15 protein-coding genes and 1 pseudogene are annotated in these 17,888 nt (G+C 42.1%); 6 read left to right on the top strand and 10 right to left on the bottom strand.

Annotated features, from left to right (window positions below; genetic code table 11):
• Positions 1–2: 2 nt before the first annotated feature.
• Positions 3–2,714, bottom strand: coding sequence for a putative LPS assembly protein LptD (locus tag ABIB50_RS13910; RefSeq protein WP_429380407.1), 2,712 nt, complete (start codon positions 2,712–2,714; stop codon positions 3–5).
• Positions 2,715–2,808: 94 nt separating this feature from the next.
• On the opposite strand from ABIB50_RS13910, the gene ABIB50_RS13905 reads away from it, so the two are divergent.
• Together ABIB50_RS13905 and ABIB50_RS13900 are read left to right on the top strand one after the other, a co-directional pair.
• The gene (locus tag ABIB50_RS13905) at positions 2,809–3,708 is read left to right on the top strand and encodes an N-acetylmuramoyl-L-alanine amidase family protein (RefSeq protein ID WP_429380405.1); all 900 of its coding nucleotides are present in this window, start codon (positions 2,809–2,811) and stop codon (positions 3,706–3,708) included.
• Positions 3,709–3,823: 115 nt separating this feature from the next.
• Positions 3,824–4,774, top strand: a complete 951-nt coding sequence (locus ABIB50_RS13900; RefSeq protein ID WP_429380403.1) for an MlaD family protein — start codon at positions 3,824–3,826, stop codon at positions 4,772–4,774.
• 268 nt (positions 4,775–5,042) lie between these two features.
• Here ABIB50_RS13900 and ABIB50_RS13895 read toward each other — a convergent pair whose 3' ends face one another.
• The 3 genes and pseudogenes from ABIB50_RS13895 to ABIB50_RS13885 form a co-directional block, all read right to left on the bottom strand.
• The gene (locus tag ABIB50_RS13895; protein WP_429380401.1) at positions 5,043–7,082 is read right to left on the bottom strand and encodes a PAS domain-containing protein; all 2,040 of its coding nucleotides are present in this window, start codon (positions 7,080–7,082) and stop codon (positions 5,043–5,045) included.
• 139 nt (positions 7,083–7,221) lie between these two features.
• Positions 7,222–7,338: pseudogene (locus tag ABIB50_RS13890) on the bottom strand (hypothetical protein); the annotation flags it as partial.
• A gap of 256 nt (positions 7,339–7,594) precedes the next feature.
• Positions 7,595–8,185 (bottom strand): hypothetical protein, encoded by a 591-nt coding sequence (locus ABIB50_RS13885; RefSeq protein ID WP_429380399.1) that lies wholly within the window; start codon positions 8,183–8,185, stop codon positions 7,595–7,597.
• A 154-nt stretch (positions 8,186–8,339) separates the two neighbouring features.
• Here ABIB50_RS13885 and ABIB50_RS13880 point away from each other — a divergent pair, with 154 nt between their 5' ends.
• Positions 8,340–9,227, top strand: a complete 888-nt coding sequence (locus tag ABIB50_RS13880; RefSeq protein ID WP_429380397.1) for a winged helix-turn-helix domain-containing protein — start codon at positions 8,340–8,342, stop codon at positions 9,225–9,227.
• A gap of 33 nt (positions 9,228–9,260) precedes the next feature.
• Here ABIB50_RS13880 and ABIB50_RS13875 read toward each other — a convergent pair whose 3' ends face one another.
• The 4 genes from ABIB50_RS13875 to ABIB50_RS13860 form a co-directional block, all read right to left on the bottom strand.
• Positions 9,261–10,172, bottom strand: a complete 912-nt coding sequence (locus ABIB50_RS13875; RefSeq protein WP_429380395.1) for a ribonuclease Z — start codon at positions 10,170–10,172, stop codon at positions 9,261–9,263.
• 21 nt (positions 10,173–10,193) lie between these two features.
• Positions 10,194–10,571 carry an STAS domain-containing protein gene (locus tag ABIB50_RS13870; RefSeq protein ID WP_429380393.1) on the bottom strand — a complete coding sequence of 126 codons (378 nt, stop codon included), beginning with the start codon at positions 10,569–10,571 and terminating at the stop codon, positions 10,194–10,196.
• Positions 10,572–10,624: 53 nt separating this feature from the next.
• Positions 10,625–11,569, bottom strand: a complete 945-nt coding sequence (locus ABIB50_RS13865) for a phosphoribosylaminoimidazolesuccinocarboxamide synthase (protein WP_429380391.1) — start codon at positions 11,567–11,569, stop codon at positions 10,625–10,627.
• Positions 11,570–11,654: 85 nt separating this feature from the next.
• Complete coding sequence (locus ABIB50_RS13860) at positions 11,655–12,614, bottom strand: PhoH family protein (RefSeq protein ID WP_429380389.1); 960 nt, start codon at positions 12,612–12,614, stop codon at positions 11,655–11,657.
• 104 nt (positions 12,615–12,718) lie between these two features.
• Here ABIB50_RS13860 and ABIB50_RS13855 point away from each other — a divergent pair, with 104 nt between their 5' ends.
• The 3 genes from ABIB50_RS13855 to ABIB50_RS13845 are packed head-to-tail and all read left to right on the top strand — an operon-like array spanning position 12,719 to position 15,416.
• Entirely contained in the window at positions 12,719–13,504 is a 786-nt protein-coding gene (locus tag ABIB50_RS13855) for an SAM hydrolase/SAM-dependent halogenase family protein (RefSeq protein WP_429380387.1), read from the top strand.
• Entirely contained in the window at positions 13,501–14,028 is a 528-nt protein-coding gene (locus tag ABIB50_RS13850) for a hypothetical protein (RefSeq protein ID WP_429380385.1), read from the top strand. Before ABIB50_RS13855 ends, ABIB50_RS13850 begins: the two co-directional genes overlap by 4 nt.
• Positions 14,025–15,416: an MBL fold metallo-hydrolase gene (locus ABIB50_RS13845; RefSeq protein WP_429380383.1), complete on the top strand. Its 1,392-nt coding sequence runs from the start codon at positions 14,025–14,027 to the stop codon at positions 15,414–15,416. Before ABIB50_RS13850 ends, ABIB50_RS13845 begins: the two co-directional genes overlap by 4 nt.
• A 211-nt stretch (positions 15,417–15,627) precedes the next feature.
• On the opposite strand, the gene ABIB50_RS13840 is transcribed toward ABIB50_RS13845, so the two are convergent.
• Both ABIB50_RS13840 and serC read right to left on the bottom strand, forming a co-directional pair.
• Positions 15,628–16,581: a D-2-hydroxyacid dehydrogenase gene (locus tag ABIB50_RS13840; protein WP_429380381.1), complete on the bottom strand. Its 954-nt coding sequence runs from the start codon at positions 16,579–16,581 to the stop codon at positions 15,628–15,630.
• A gap of 110 nt (positions 16,582–16,691) precedes the next feature.
• Positions 16,692–17,759, bottom strand: coding sequence for a 3-phosphoserine/phosphohydroxythreonine transaminase (serC, locus tag ABIB50_RS13835; RefSeq protein ID WP_429380379.1), 1,068 nt, complete (start codon positions 17,757–17,759; stop codon positions 16,692–16,694).
• Positions 17,760–17,888: the final 129 nt, after the last annotated feature.

The raw sequence follows: 17,888 nt of genomic DNA, 5'->3' as shown, positions 1-17,888 counted from the left end.
TGTTATTGATTAAAGTTGGCATTGCTGGTATAATCGCTTCTTTTACTCAATTTTAATGCCTGTAAAACAGCCGATTTTACCCTTAATGTAACGTTATATGATTTAAAGTAACCAAACGGCAGCCACTGTATTGACAGGTCCCAGCAATGCAGGTCGCGATAGATGGCAAACGAGGTAGCGCTGCTTAGCTGGCCAACTTTTAAATCGTAGTTGGTATTAAATTGTACTTTCCATTTAGCGGTAAGGCTCACATCGCCGCTTAACATTATTGTATTAGCAGTTTGGCTTGAAATGTACGCGTTTGAATAGCTAAAGTTATAATTAAGCGTTAGGTTCCAGGGGATGTTAAAATCAATATAGGCACTTGGATCGCTGTTAAGCAGGGCCAGGCTTTGCCGTTGCTGCGCGGTAGCGTTTGCCAGAGAATTTATCCGTGCTGCTGTACTATTATTATTGTTATTATCACCATTTTGCGACGGATGAAACGCAGCCGGATTTAATGAACCGCCTATAGAGAGACTGAAGTTGGTAAGCATAGGTATTTTGCCATCCTGCCAGGTATACCTGTTTATTTGCCGTATGTATTTTGCCATTTGCCCGTTGGATATAGAATCGCGTACCTGGGTAACATAGGGGTCAAAATTGGCGCTAAAGCTTACGTTTATTTTATCATGAAACAACCCGGTATGCCCCGATACGGCAATTGGCGACAGGTTTAATGAGTCGGCCGCGAAATTGTAAAATGTGTTAAACGACAAGCTTTGAAGCAACTGTATTTTCCGGTCATCCTGCACAGAATCTGTACTTTTAGCCCTGATCTTTGCCTCAAGGTTATTGTCGACACTTAAACTTATACCTGCCTGTTTGCCGCCGCCCGGCCCGCCATACACCGCTCCGTTATAAATAGAGTAACGTTGGTAAACAACAGGATATGGCACAGTGGCATTACTTACAATCAGCCTGTTATAAGGCCTGTCAAGGCCCGAGTAATCCGGCGAATAGCTAAACCCTACACTGGGTGTAATAACGTGACGGATGGCTTTAATTTTACTATTTTTAAAGTTTAGTATACCATATACTTTGGTTGATATGCCGGCACTCATATTATAATTACCCACCCGTTTAAAGCCTGGTATGGTGTCAATTACCAATGAGTCGGCCCTGGCAAAATGCTCGTTTATTGATTGGAAATACCAACGCTCTGTATAATTTGTATTTACATTAAACTGAAAGTATTTAAGAAGGTTAAAATTCAATCCTACCGGTATGCTATGCTGGATACCGTTTTGCATTTTCTTGGTTAATGTTTCTTTCTTGAAAAGCTCAGACTCGGGCAAATTATTTATCCGGTTGGTGGCCGTCATGGTATAAGCCACGGTTATTTTCTGATACCATTTTTGCTCGTCGACCCTGTCTTTTTTGTCGAAAGGGTTTATACTGGCCATACTAAAGTTAACGTTTGGCAATTCAAGCGATACCGTTTTTTGTGTAAGGTCCTGGCTATGCGAAAGGCTGGTGGTTAAGTTAAATGGCGATCCCGGCCAGGTTTTTGAATAAGATATACTTGAACGCAGGGCATTTTGCGTAAGCTGCTGCAAATTATACCCGGTTGAAGCCGGATTGTTCCTGTAAAAGCTTGAGGTACCTGCATTTACAGAGGCGCTAAAAGTACTGCCCGGGCTTGCATTTGGATTTTGGCTATGCTGCCAGTTAATATGGAAGTCGCGCGCGGGCGGGTCGCCGGGTAAGGCATAATTGTGCGAACCATAGCTTAACGCTACGTTGCCATTATACTTATACCTTTTCATGTAATTCATTGAACTGCTTACCTCGTACGATCCGTTTGAGTAATACGTACCCAGGTTTGTCAGGTCCATATAATCATTTATGCCTATATAGTAACCAAAATCCCGCAGGAAAAAACCCAAGGTCGCGTCCTCGCCAAAAGTGGGTATAATTACACCTGATGACCTGGTATCCGTTTTAGGGAAAAAGCCAAACGGCACGCCAATAGGTAATGGTATGCCCTCTATCATTAAATAAGCCGGGCCCGAAATTATTCTTTTCGGCTCGCCGATACCTTTTGTAATAACAATACCGTAATCCGGGTCCTCGCCTCTTGATGGCTTATCGCAGGCGCTGAAAATAACGTTGGCCAAGGCAACCTCCTCCTCGTTCAGCTTTTTGGCTTGCCCGTGCGAGATATAGTTACCATCCTGTTGTGTATAGATATTCCAGGTATTGCCCCGTTTGGTTTCATAATTAAACAGCAGCGAATCGGACGTTATCGGCTCATCCTTACCTTGTTTAGAGATAGGGCGGCCTATGTACCTGCCGGTTTTCTTATCGCGGAGCCCGCTTGCGAAGATGAGATGTTTTTTTCTGTCGATCCTTATATACTCGGCATCAAGCTCAAAATCGCCATAAGTTACCCGGGCATTACCAATACGGTAACTGATACCCGTTTTAACATCATTATAACTTGAGTCGGCAATATCTTTGATCTCGGTATTCATATCCGATTTCTTTTTTGAAGTATCAGATGCAATAAGCTTACCGCTGCCAGCGTTTTTTATAGCAGAAGTTGAGTTAGAATTTCTATCTTTAGTGGGCTTAGGAAGTCTCCGGTTAGAATCAAGCTTAATTATTGTATCTGCAACTGACCTTTTTATAACAGCCCTGCTATTGTTAGCATAAGCTATTATGTTAACCATTAAAATAAGTGCAAATAGAAAAATTAAGTTGGTAAATTTCAAAATTGATTATGAATAGTATTTTTGCAGATATAGTTAACAGCGTTCAAAAATAATGAAAAATAAGGCATTGAAAAGATTGATTTTTGGTTTATTGGCATTACCCGTTTGCTTTTCGTTATTTTCCTTTACAATAATCCCTTCGGTACCAACTGATACTGTTGTAAATAACGGCTTTAAGTTTAAAACTGTCATTGTTGATGCCGGGCACGGCGATAAAACCACCGGTCCGGGGCATTTCTCGCGTGGTGCCGACGGCACTTTCTCTACCGAAAGACAAGTAACGCTTGCCGTAGCACTTAAATTGCAAAAAGCGATAGAAAAAAATATAGTTGGCGTTAACGCCATACTTACACGCAAAACACCAGAAGACGTATCATTTGAACGGCGAGCCGAAATTGCCAATGAAAGCAAAGGCAACCTGTTTATATCCATTCATTGCAACTCGCTTCCTGAAAGGACTATACGCGAAAGAGTGGGCACTAAAAGAGGCAGGGGTGTTTATAAAACCGTAAGGGTTGCAGACAGATCGGGTAAAGGAGTTTTAATGTTAATTTATGCTTTAAAGCGAACCCGCGAGCAGCAAAACGAAATCAAATCAAACACCTTAGAGGAAGATATAGAAAATGGCGGCGTTGATCCCAACGATCCGGAGACCATCATATTAACCAACGAATACAACCGGAAGTTTAGGGTGCGAAGCATAACTATGGCAAATATCCTGGCTAACCAATTTGTTGATACCGATGGCCGGCGGCTGGAAGGGATACGAGAACAAAGCCTGTATGTGCTTTGCCATGCCGCTATGCCTTCTGTGCTGGTTGAGATAGGATACATTAATAATGCGGAGGAAGAAGAGTACTTAAATTCTGAAGAAGGACAAGAAGCTATAGTAAATACGATCGTACGGTCAATACAGGCTTATAAAGATAAAGTAGAACAAGTGGTAAGGTAATTGGTTATAGTGGTGTAAGATTTTCAATTAAAATAAGCAACTAAAAAAGATAGCGTTATCTTTCATCCGTTTTAGGAATGATAAGGTAAATCTTAGATCAACATCACAACTACACATGAAAATATCAAACGAGACAAAAATAGGTGCCCTTACTACCATAGCTATTGCGGTATTAATATTAGGTTACAGCTTCTTAAGAGGCAACGATATATTCTCAGGTTCCAATAAATTTTATGCGGTTTACAAAAGTGTCGACGGGCTTACCGTTTCAAAACCGGTGCTGGTTAACGGCTTCCCTATCGGGCACATATCAAAAATGCAATTGGGCGAGGATGGACGCACTACCGTAGAGCTTAAAATTAAAAGCGAATATAACGTACCCGTTAATACACTGGCCAAACTGGTAAGTACCGACCTGCTTGGCAGCAAAGCGATTGTGTTTTTGCTGGGCGACAGTAAACAATATGCCGAAAACAAAGATACCCTGCGTGCCGATATACAGGGTAGCCTGGCCGAAAGCCTGCAGCCTATCCAAACCAAGGCAGAGAACTTAATGACTAAGTTAGATTCATCGCTTGCATCTATTAATAAGATCTTAAATCCAAACTTTCAGCGAAATGTCGACCGTAGCTTTACCAGTATAGCTAATTCGCTGCAAACGCTGGAAAGTACGACCAAAAAAATAGATGCCCTGGTAGGCACACAAACCGGGCATATCAACGGTATCCTGGCTAACGCCGAAACTATATCGGGCAATTTAAAGGTTACTACAGCCGGGTTAAATAACGTAACCGCCAACTTCCAGAAGTTTAGCGGCGATTTGGCCAACGGCAACATCAAACAAACACTGGATAATGCCAACAAAGCGGTAGCGGATCTGCAAGCCACTATTGCTAATATCAACACTAATAAAGGTTCTTTAGGTTTATTATTGAATGATGACAAGCTTTACAAAAACCTGCAGGAAACGTCTTACAACATGAACGAGTTGTTTATAGATCTGAAAGCAAATCCTAAACGCTATGTACACTTCTCTGTATTTGGCGGTGGTAATAAAAAGGATTAGTGTTTCACTTTTTTGTGAGACACTTTGCAACAATTGAAACACTTTTTTTTAGGTAAAAAACTGTAAGTGAATACTTTAGCAAAGCAGTGTGAAACACTTTGCAACAGTACAAAAAATAGAGGTAACGACACTTAAAACATTACAATACAGTTAGTTACTCTTTTTTTTTGACTTATTGACCAAATGGAGTGAAACAGCTAACGTGAAACACTTTTTTGCTTCGTTAGGAGCAACAGGTCTTTAACACTATCCGGCGGTAGGCAATAGACTATTTTGCTGGCCTGAATAAGGAATTGCGCTTATCAACCAGCGAAGAGAAATCGATATTAAGCGAATTTATTTGTCGTTTCTGCTCATACACCTGGTTTAATTCATTCATAAACTTATCCATTTCTTTGGCGACCGGATGCAGCTGGTGGGCTAAATGCAACATTTCTTCGTGGTCAAGTTCGCCTTCACTGATGAGTGTAGTAATACCCAACATCGATGAAACAGGCCGGCGCATGACGTGCGAAATATCAAACAAGATCTGCTCCACCGAAGCGATGTAATCAACCAGGGCCGTAATGTCGCGGGTAGCTCCATACCAGATCACCTTGCCCTCCTTGTTTTTTTCAGGAGCAGCCTGCAACCAACGCCACCGGATCATATCGTTGACTATAATTCGGTATTGAAAGCTCATCACTGCCTCCGACTGATAAGCCTCTTTCATCTTTTCATGGAAAAGGGCTCGGTCCCCTTCATACCAAACCTCCAGCACTTTATTCGGATCCGCGGAAATCTCCTCCAGATCAGCGGTATAATTGAACTCCTCCATGCCGCGGTTAACAAAAAGGATGTTCGGTTTGCCGCTTTCTTCTATTTCAAACATATAGGTATTACCAGGCACCTGGCTGGTGATCTTTCTGACCAATTGTTCGCTTTCTTTGATCTTTTCTTCGGCTTTAATGCGTTCCGAAATATCGGTGTGGGTACCCAGGGTTATATTGGTGATATTGCCATCGCGGTCATGAAGCCGGCGGGCACGCGACCAGATCCAGACCCAATCTCCGTTTTCATGGCGCATCCGAAAAAAACTTTCATATAATTCCAGAGAGCCACTCTTTAAAAACTCATCAAAGGTCTTTATAGAACGTTCCCGGTCTTCCGGATGGAGCCGATCCATCCAGGTCGTGGCCATAGTTTCATCCCAAAAATCATCTGGTCTGTTTATGCCCAGCATGGCGAAATATTGGGCACTGTACCATACCCGGTCCGCATCGAGATCGTATTCCCAGGCGCCGGTATTGGAAACGGTGATAATAGATTTATAGCGTTCTTCACTGGCCCGCAGCTGCTCCAGGGCTTCTTTTTTAGATGTGATATCCCGGTTAATCGACATATACTGGTAGACCTTTCCATCCCCGTTCAAAAACGGGACGATCGTCGTATCTACCCAATACAGGGAGCCATCTTTGGCCTTATTGCAAAATTCCCCCCGGTAAGATTTCCCCTCCTGCATGGCCATTCCCAGCCCGTTGAAATACTCTGGTGGGTGATAACCCGACCACAGCATGCTATGCTGATTACCTATAAGTTCTTCCGGGCTGTATTTGCTGACCTTGCAAAAGTTCTCGTTGACAAAGGTAAAAGAGCCGTCCACAGCAGAAATACTGACGATAGAAGAAGTATCTAAGGCGTATTTATAATCTTTTAGTTCGTTTTCCCGTGCGCCCTTTATCGCTTCCGCTTCTTTCCGCTTGATGATCTCCCGCTGCAAGGTGATCAAACTGGTGCGCAGGTGATTGATCGCGTAATATTGTAAGACCATGATGGTCGCAAATGGAATGATGGCGCTGATCCACCGGCTAACCGGATCATGTATGATTGCAGCGGCCGGCAAATGACCACTCACTTCCAGCCAGGCCAGCACAAGGTCTGCAAGCATGGTTAACAAGCCGATGACCAGCCCCCCTCTCCGGCCCAGTAAAAATCCGGCGGTGAGTATGACGCTCATTTGCGATAGAATGCCCGGTGCAAATATTCCCCCTGCAGAGTAACAGGGAATGGTAATGTATAACCACAGCATGGCGGTAAGTGACCAACTGGCTGCCCGGATGCGTCCAAAATGATTCAAGGTTAGGTTAAAGGCTGCTATAAAAAGGGCAATACTCAATAATATCATCCACCGCAACCACAATTGAGGAAAATAAAAGAACCCTACAGAAACAACTATTCCGGTTACCATAGACCAGATAATGGTCAATACATAAACCATGTAGCTTTGGTAGTTCTTTTCTTTATCGGGCGTTAAGAAGGCGTTTTTCATAAAAGCGATTGGGTAAATTTTGGCACGGAGAAAAGGAATCTAGCTTGCTATCAGCTACCGCATTAATAAATGTACATAACTTTGGGGTAATAATCCCTACGGATTGTGGGCGGAAAAATATCTTGATACTTGATACTAACTACTTAACACTATGTAGCAAACGTCCGGCCGTTAATGTTTTATTTTCATAAATAGACATAACCCTATCATGGGCAATCCAAAGATTGCCTTTTCTATCTTCCAGGACATCCCAAAATCTGCGTCAACCTATTTTACTTGTAATATTGGTAAATGATTTTCCATCGTATCGAAAAATACCCTGCCATGAGGTAATCAAAATGGTACCATTTCGGCCTTGTTTTATATTACGAACTTGCCCGGGAGGGCCGTAAGAAGTGATTATGTCTTTGAGTACGCACTTAGGTGCGTTTGGTTGGTTTTGCCCGCACCAGGCGCAAAACCAACCGCCAGGAACAAGATGTAAATGTGTGCGTATTTCCTAATTTATTTACTTAGCAACCGCCTTTGCGAGGGGCACGTTTATAAATTATTGTACTATCCCGTTCTACATAGTCGCCCGATACTATTGGATATGAGTACTTGGGGGCGTACGATACATTATGGCTTTTTATAATTATTTTGTCGTTAACTTTCAGGCTATGCAATTGCTGAAATTCATTGTTAAATATTAAAAAAAGCTTGTCAGACTGTTCCGGCCCAAAGGCAAGAATATAATCGTCAGCATTAATCCTGACCATCACTCCGAAACCTAATCTTGAGCCTGGCGGAAGAGAAAGAGAGGTTACAACAGCCTCCATATTGGTATAGTCCTTAATATGCTTCCTTATTTTAGCAGCACCGGCATACACTTTTTTACCTTCTGGAGACGCTTCCCATTTTTTGTAATTTATACCATCAGGGGTAGCCTCCCATTTTTTCAATGCAGCTTTCCTTTCGGCAGCAGAGAGTGGCTTTAGGGTTGACCTTTTAGAAGTTTCATTTTTAATTTCGCGATTAGCAAATACTATTCCGCTTACCACAACCAGCGGTAAGATCAGCGCATAAATAACTTTTTTCCTATTTTTTTCAGGTTTAATTAACATAGATGTATCTACTGATAAATCAGATCCGTTTAAGGCATTTTTTTTTCTTCATGTCCTTTTAAAGTTGGTTCAACAAAAATACTTTGATATATTTCAGCCTGAGGAACTTAGATTGTAAATAAAAATGTAAACTTTGTAAATAAAATATAATATTATGCGTGATAGCCGAAACCTCTTCTCTGGGAAACGCAAGTACCTGGGCGTATTTATATTACTGCTGTTTGTTTTTGTATCCTGTATAGCTTTCCGTATGGCGGGCAGCGACGACTTTGATATAGCCAGAAAGGAAGTTTTGCTCCGCAAGATCGGGCATGAAGTACTCTTACAATCGGGCGACAGTGCATCGAGAGTACTCCCCGTAAAAAAGACCGCAGAAAATGAATACCAGATCAGGTTTGAGAATGCGTTTACTTTTCAATCGGACTCGCTGATGAATACAACCCGCCGTTTGTTGGCCAATGACCCGTTAACCGGCGATTATGTTGTCAACGTTTTAAATCCTGGCAACGCAGGTGTGGTCTTTGGATACGCTATATCCAAAAATAAAAAAAATGATATTGTAACATGTTCAAAAAGAAAGCAACCTACTGCACGCTACATGATTAACCTAAAATTTAAACCTGTCGGCATATATACAGCTGTGAATGGATACGTTTTGGGCAGCCTGCCATTTTTAGCATTTGTTGGTTTTATTTTTTTGAGATCTAAGCCGCGGAAAGCCTTAACAAACGATAAGTATACTAAGGCATTCACTTTAGGCTCGGTATTGTTTAATGTGCATGAACGGCAGCTGCTAATAAATAATGAAACCGTAGACTTAACCGGAACTGAAACGCGCCTGTTGTTAATTTTCGCGTTGTCGCCTAACGAGATTATAGAGAGACGCCGGTTGCAAAAAGAGATATGGGAAGATGAAGGTATTATTGTGGGCCGTAGTTTGGATATGTTTATTTCAAAACTTAGAAAAAAATTGGAATTTGATCCGAATATCAACATCGTTGTTATACGCGGGAAAGGATATAAGCTTGAAATTAGCCATTAGGAAGAAGAGCCTCGTCCAATACAATCCAAGTTACTAAACAACAAACGTCCTGCCCTCAATAGCCAAAGCTGTATTAGGGAATACACTTTGCGCTTCCTCCAACAATTCGTCCAATGTTTTGTACCGTGCCGAGAAATGGCCTATAAGCAGCTTTTTAGCGTTAACTGTTAAAGCTATCTGGCCGGCCTGCAAGGCAGTGGTATGGTGGGTTTCATTTGCCCTATCCACCATGTTATGCAAAAATGTGGCCTCGTGGTAAAGCAAGTCGGTATTATTTATTTGTGCGAAGTATTGCTCATTAAATAAGGTATCAGAGCAATAAGCATAGGTTTTTGGCACGTCCGAATCTGTGGTGAGGGTATCATTTTTATAAACCTTGCCCTTTAAATCGGTGTAGTCGGCGCCTTTTTTTAGCGCGGTAAAAACCTCTACCGGCACCTGTAAACGTTCCAGCTCGTCCTTCAATAATTTGCGCAAGCGCTTTTTCTGTCTGAATAAAAAACCGGTGCAGGCTATGCGGTGATCAAGCGGGATGGTTTCAATCGTAACATCCTCATTAACCACAATTACCTGCCGGCGGGTAGCATCAGTAGGAAAAAAATCAATAGCGTACTGTATTGTAGTTTCTGAATACTTAAACTGAAGGTCGATAATTTCCATCAGCTGCGGCGGCCCAAATAGCTTGAGCGGTTTTTTGCGCCCGTTTAAATGGAGCGACGACAGTAAACCTACCAGGCCCAGGTAATGGTCGCCGTGCAGATGGCTGATAAAGATATGATCTATCCGGCTGGCCCTTACATCAAAGCGCAACATTTGCTGCTGCGTGCCTTCGCCGCAATCAATCAAATAAAGGCGCTCATTAATATTGAGCACCTGCGATGTGGGATTTCGATTATAAATAGGAGTTGCAGAACTACTTCCGAGAATTGTTACCTCAAATTTCATATCAGGTAAACAATTTAAGTATTATCTTGCTTCTTTTTTTAATTCTTTTTCTATCTCCTCCATAAAGATATGGTCAATACCTTCTTCGGATGTAGGGACAATAATTAAAACGGTTTCTAATTGAGATATGGTAACCAGGCGTGATACAGCAGCATTTAATCCCGTAAGGATAAATGAGCCACCCGCGTTTTTGCATAAACGATGGCCAACCAACAAGCTGCTTAAGCCCGAAGAATCGGCAAATTTAACCTGTGACAGGTCAAGAATAATATTTCTCTGCCCTTCGGTATTGATCAATATTAATTCTGATTTTAGCTGTGGCGTGATCAACGAGTTTAATTTTGACTCATTGAGCTTCAGCAAAATATATTTCTCGTGTTTATCAACTGTAAACTTCATTTTATTAATTCAGTAATTTAAGTGCTAATATATAATTTTATTTACAAATAAAATCACAATGTGGCTAACGCGCTTATAATTGCACCTTCTACCCTGTCCAATACGTTTACTCCTGCAGGTTTTACAAACGTCTCGCCTGTTATTTGTTCATAAAGCTCAATATAGCGTTCTGATATCGATGCTACCTTCTCCGGCGTCATTACAGGCACCACCTGTCCATCTTTACCCTGGAAACCATTATCTATTAACCAACGGCGCACAAACTCTTTAGACAGCTGCTTTTGCGGCTCGTTATTAGCTTGTCTTTCGGCATAGCCTTCACTATAAAAATAGCGCGATGAATCAGGTGTATGGATCTCGTCGATCAGGTAGATCTGGTCGCCAACCTTGCCAAATTCATACTTGGTATCAACCAAAATTAAACCTTGTTTGGCGGCAATTTCGGTACCCCGGGCAAATAATGCCCTGGTATATTTTTCTAATTGCTCATAATCCTCAACCGATACAATACCTTGTTTTAGTATTTCTTCGCGTGATATATCCTCGTCATGCCCCACAGCCGCCTTGGTTGTCGGGGTGATGATGGGTTCGGGCAGTTTATCGTTCTCTTTTAAACCTTCGGGCAGGCTTACACCACAAACCCGGCGCTTGCCGGCAGCATATTCGCGCGCGGCATGGCCCGCTAAATAGCCGCGGATAACCATTTCAACCTTAAATGGCTCGCAAATGCGGCCAATGGTTACGCTTGGGTCGGGCACACTCACTACCCAGTTAGGTACAATATCGGCAGTGGCTTTTAAAAATTTGGCGGCTATCTGGTTCAATACCTGTCCTTTATATGGAATTGGCTCGGGCAGTACCACATCAAATGCCGAGATGCGGTCGCTTACCAACATTACCAGGTACTTATTATCTATCGTATAAACATCCCTAACCTTACCTTTATAAAAACCGGTTTGGTTTGGGAAATTAAAATGGGTTTCCTTTATTGCATTCATTTATTAGTTGTGAGTTATGAGTTGTGAGTTGTGAGTTAAAGCGGGCGAAAAATTACTCACCACTCATAACTCATAACTCAAAACTCTACTGTATATCTCCGTAAGCTTCTAATATCTTGCGTACCAGTTTATGGCGTACAACGTCTTCGCCGCTTAGGTACACTATTTCAATACCTTTTATATCGGTTAATATACGCAGGGCGGTATGCAGGCCCGATTGTTGTTTTTTAGGTAAGTCTATCTGCGTAACATCACCCGTAACAATAAACTTGGCCGACGGACCCATACGCGTTAAAAACATTTTTAACTGCATATCGGTAGCATTTTGGGCCTCATCCAATATCACAAAGCAGTTATCCAATGTACGGCCGCGCATAAATGCAAGCGGTGCTATCTCAATAGTACGGTTCTCTAAATATAATTTCAGCTTTTCGGCCGGGATCATATCGTCCAGCGCATCATATAGCGGGCGCAGGTATGGGTCTATCTTTTCTTTAAGGTCGCCCGGTAAAAAACCCAGGTTCTCGCCTGCTTCAACAGCAGGGCGGGTAAGGATAATCCGTTTGATCTCTTTGTTTTTCAAAGCCCTTACCGCCAAAGCAACCGCAGTGTAGGTTTTACCTGTACCCGCAGGGCCTATGGCAAACAGGATATCGCTTTTGTTGATACAATCAACCATTTTGCGCTGGTTGGCTGTACGTGCCTTAACCATAACACCGTTAGGGCCAAATACAATAACCTCGCCGCTGGCAAATTTGTCAGCAGCCGGATCGGCAGGCGCATTTATATCAATCTTCGAACCTAATACCCGCTCAAGGTCGGTTATGTTCAGGTTCTCAAACTTCTCAATATGCTGTATCAGGTGATTAAATTTTTCTTCAAAAATTACCAGCTCGCGCTCGTCGCCCAGTACTTTTACCTCACTTCCACGCGCAACTATCTTTAGTTTTGGGTATTGTTTTTTAATGATCTCGAAGTGATCATTGTTCGGCCCCCATAAAACGGCGGGGTTAATATTTTCAATTGAAATTTTGAGCTCGTTCAATAGTAATTTTGATTATTTTGTTGCTAATTTTTATGAATTAAAAATTGAATATTTGCAGCGTCTAACGCTTGTACAAGATTAGTAATAAATATTTAATAAATTTAATGGCAATAATAACTTTAACTACTGATTTGGGCGATAAAGACATTTATCAGGCTGCCCTTAAAGGTAGTATTTTGAAATTGCTGCCAACCGTTAATATTGTTGATATTACCAACAGTGTTGCCGCTTACAATGTACAACAAGCGGCGTTCATTTTAAAAAATAGTTTCTATTATTTTCCTGACGATACCGTGCACCTTATTGGTATTGATACCGTATACAGCGATAATACCAAATACCTGGCCCTGCGTTATAAGAACCATTACTTTGTAGGATCAGACAACGGTATATTCTCATTGATGTTTAACCAGGAGCCCGAAGAAATAGTGGAGATAAACATTATGCAGGACCTAAAGTTCCTGCATTTCCCGCTGGCAGATATTTTTGTGAAGGCAGCGGTGCACCTGGCAAAAGGCGGGAAGCTTACAGAAATTGGTATCCCAATAGCGGGCATTGAACAAAAAATGAACCTGCAGCCGGTGATAGAAAAGAGTGTGATAAAAGGCGCGGTAATTTATATTGACTCTTTCCAGAATGTAATTACTAATATTACCAAAGAGTTTTTTAACCAGGTGCAGCAAGGCAGGCAGTTTACGTTATACTTTAAGCGCAACGAAACGATTAACCACCTTAGCTGGCATTACAGCGAGGTACCCGAGGGCGAAAAGCTTTGCCTGTTTGGTATTAGCGACCACCTGGAGATAGCCATAAATAAAGGTAACGCCAGCGGCTTGTTGGGCCTTAATTTAGGCGATAGTGTAATTATTGACTTTGATTATAACAGATGAGGAAGATAATATTAGTTTGCCTATTATGCTTTTTGTTTGCTGATGGATTTGCACAGGCAAATACCGACTCGGTTGCTTACCAGCGCCAGCGCGCAAAAATTAACAGCATGCTGGCTGTGCGGGGCGAAAAGTTTGGGCAGTATGATGAAAGCCTGGGCACGCATACCGGCATTTTTGGCCTGCAAACTAAAAAGGACATCCGCCGCAGTAATGAAATACTGATGGATATTGTTAAAACGGATAATGACATATACCGCGAGCTTAAAATATTATTGGATTACCGGGCGTTTCAACAAACACAGGCTGTGGATAAATCAAAAGAGGTTGAAGGTACCGCCCTTGAATCTATGTATACCATTACCCGGTTGCAAAAACAATTAGAGAAATTAAAAAAACAAGACGACGAGAATATCAGGCTATCAGATAAAGCATCACTTAATTTTAAGATCATTGTTTTTATACTGGTTGGGATAATTTTATTCCTTCTTAAAAACCAGATCCGCCGCAAAGAAAATCTTAAATGAAATTAACTATACACGGTGCTGCCCGCCAGGTTACCGGCAGCATGCATTTGCTTGAAGTTGGCCTATATAAAATATTAATTGATTGCGGGCTTGATTACGAAAAGGACCGCAGCATCCAATCAAACGAAGATTTCCCGTTTAACCCGGCTGATATTGATGTAGTAGTGTTAACCCACGCGCATATCGATCATTCTGGTAATATACCTACACTGGTGCGTATGGGCTTTAACGGGCAGATCTTGTCCACTCCCCCCACTGCTGATCTGACCGAGTTGTTATTATTGGATTCGGTTAACATCTTTATAAATAAGGCCCATAAAAGCCGTAAGCATGGTAAAGGTAAGTTTGGCACCAACGTGCAGCCGCTATACCTGCAAAAGCATGTAATGGATGCGATGGACAGGTTTGTAACTATTGGCTTTAACAAGCCGTTCCGCATTACCGGGGATATTGAGTTAACGTTTATCCCGGTTGGGCACTTGTTAGGTGCTGCCGCGGCAGTTTTTAAAGTAAACGATAACGGAACCGAAAAATCCATCGCCTTTACGGGTGATATCGGCCGTAAAAATTACCCGGTATTGGACGATCCGGAACCACTACCCCCGGTAGATTTTATAGTAACCGAATCAACCTACGGCGGGCGCATGCATACCAAAGACAAATCGGTTGAGCAAACACTGGTTGAAGTGATTGACAAGTGCTGCGTTAAAGAGCAGGGTCGGTTAATTATCCCGGCATTCAGCATCGGGCGCACACAATCATTGGTTTATTCGTTAAACAAGATCTTCAGCAGCGGACTGTTGCCACCGGTTAAAGTTTTTGTGGATAGCCCGATGGCCAGCATGGCTACAGGTATCTTCCGTAAATATCATAACCTGGTAAACAAAGAAGCGCAGGATTTTTACAAGGCTCAGGGCGATGAGTTTGAGTTTGATAATTTAGAGTACATCGAGTCGCTAAAAGACAGCCGCCAGATCTCTAATTATTTCGAGCCTTGTATCATCATCTCATCGGCAGGTATGCTGGAGGGCGGGCGTATCCAGGATCACCTGTTTTATAATATCCAGAATTATTACTGCACCATCCTTTTCATTGGCTATTGCGCTAAAGGTACTTTGGGCCACCGTTTATTGCGCGGAGATTCGATAGTCCACATCAAGGACCGCGATCTGGCCGTATATGCCACCATTAAACAAACCGACGTCCTGAGCGCCCACGGCGACCACGAAGACCTTATAAACAACATTAAAACGCAGGATAAAGCCAATCTTAAAGGCGTCTACCTTGTGCATGGCGAAGAAAGCAGTATGCAACTGCTGGCTGATAGTTTAACTAATGATGGATACCCGGTTACTATCCCGGAAAAGGGAGTCAGTTATATACTTTAACAACCGACTACTACAACACGTCATTGCGAGGAACGAAGCAATCTCTACGTAGGATATTCAATAGGATAAATCTCATTAGCATCCGTCTCAAACTGAGATCAAGGACATTGATTAGCATGTGCAGAGATTGCTTCGTTCCTCGCAATGACGCATTTTTCACAAACAAAAAAGGCGCTGATAGCGCCTTTTTTGTTTGTTGTGAGTTATTTCACTATTTCTTAAAGTGCCCGATAATTAAACTGGCCAGCTCTACGCCTATCCGCTCCTGCGCTTCGTTGGTTGCAGCGCCGATATGCGGGGTTAATGATATTTTTGGGTGAGCTAAGATCTCGGGACGAGGAGTCGGCTCGTTATCAAACACATCTAATGCCGCATAAGCTACCTGTCCGCTGTTTAACGCGTCGATCAGGGCTAACTCGTCAATCAATCCACCACGTGAAATATTGATCAGTTGAACACCTTTTTTCATTTTTGCCAATTCTTCGGCTCCAATTAGGGCTTTGTCGATGAATGGTGTATGCAGGGTGATGAAATCAGCAGTTTTGATAATCTCGTCTAACGTAGCTTTTTTAACAGCAACGTTAACTTTTGTACCGCCGGTTCCTAAAACAATCTCAACCTCGGCGTTAAACTCGAACAGATCATAAGCAATCACATCCATACCGATACCGATAGCAATTTTAGCTACCTCGCGGCCAATACGGCCAAAACCTACAATACCTAAAGTTTTACCACGCAGCTCGATACCTTTGGCGTAAGCTTTTTTCAGGTCGTTAAACTTGGTGCCGCCATCAACCGGCATTTTGCGGTTACTGTCATGCAGGAAGCGCACACCGGTAAATAGTTGTGCAACCACCAGCTCGGCAACTGATAATGATGATGATGCAGGCGTGTTATATACACCTACGCCTTTTTCTTTAGCGTATTCTACATCAATATTATCAACACCAACACCACCGCGGCCAATAAGCTTCAGGTTAGGGCAGGCATCAATTAACGCTTTGCGTACTTTGGTAGCGCTGCGTACAGTAATGGCATCGTAGTTTTGTAATTTAACAGGTAGTTCGTCCTGTGGTATGTTATTAGTGTCAACCTCAAATCCGGCATCCTCTAACATCTTTTTACCGATAGGGTCTATCCCATCGTTAGCTAATATTTTGATCATCTTTAGTTGAATAGTTTATTAGGTTGATTAAGTTGATTAAGTTGATTAAGTTGATTAAGTTATAATGGTTAAAACCACTCACCTAATCAACCTAATCAACCATTCACCAATTATTTATTTTTCTCTGCAAACTCCTGCATTGCGTCAATCAGCACGTAAATGCTGGTTATTGGCAATGCGTTATATATTGAAGCACGGAAACCGCCTACACTACGGTGGCCCTTAATGCCTATTATGCCTTTTTCGTCGCATAGTTTCAGGAATGGTTTTTCCAGCTCAGGGTTTTCCATCACGAAACAAACGTTCATGTCCGAACGGTCTTCGACAGCGCACACTGCTTTAAACAGCGGGTTGCGGTCAATCTCTTCGTACAATACGTGTGATTTTGCTTTGTTTTCTTTCGCGATAGCTTCAACACCGCCTTTTGATTTTAACCAGTTTAGTGTCAACATCGAAACATAAATGGCAAATACAGGTGGGGTATTATACATCGATCCGCCTTCTATTTGTACCTGGTAGTTAAGCATTGCCGGGATCTTACGATCAACTTTGCCTAAGATCTCGTCCTTAACAATTATTAAGGTAGTACCGGCAGGGCCCATATTTTTTTGTGCACCGGCGTAAATGATACCAAAATCGGCAACATTAATTTTACGGCTAAAAATATCCGAAGACATATCGCAAACCACAGGTATCGGCGATGCCGGGAATTGATGCAGCTGCGTACCGTAAATGGTATTGTTTGATGTAAGGTGCAAATAAGCCGCATCAGTTGGTACGGTATAATCTTTAGGGATGTAAGTAAAGTTGGCTTCTTTAGAAGTCGCGATAACCTCAACCTCTCCAAAAAACTTAGCTTCTTTTAATGCTTTATTAGCCCAAACGCCCGACTCGACATAAGCCGCTTTGCCGGTTGACGGTAACAAATTATAAGGCACCATTGCAAATTGTGTGCTTGCACCGCCTTGTAAAAACAATACCGAATAACCCTCCGGAACTTCTAATAATTCTTTAACTAATTTTACGGCTTCATCTAAAACCGCCTCAAACTCGGCCGAACGGTGCGAGATCTCTAAAAGAGATAAACCGATACCGTTAAAATCAACAACCGCGGCTGCTGCCTGCTTTAAAACTTCATGAGGTAAGATGCCCGGACCGGCACCAAAATTGTGTTTCATATGTTTTGAAAATTGGTTTGAACAAAATATAATATTGTAAAGTTTATATTTTGATGGGGCAAAGGTAATTAATCTGACAAATTTTATAGGCTTTATTTGCATTTATTTTAAAAAATGCAAATGTTTTAT

Origin of the sequence: Mucilaginibacter sp. UYCu711 (assembly GCF_050433825.1) — a bacterium.
GTDB lineage: Bacteria > Bacteroidota > Bacteroidia > Sphingobacteriales > Sphingobacteriaceae > Mucilaginibacter.
This window is presented reverse-complemented; position numbering and strand designations above follow the sequence as displayed.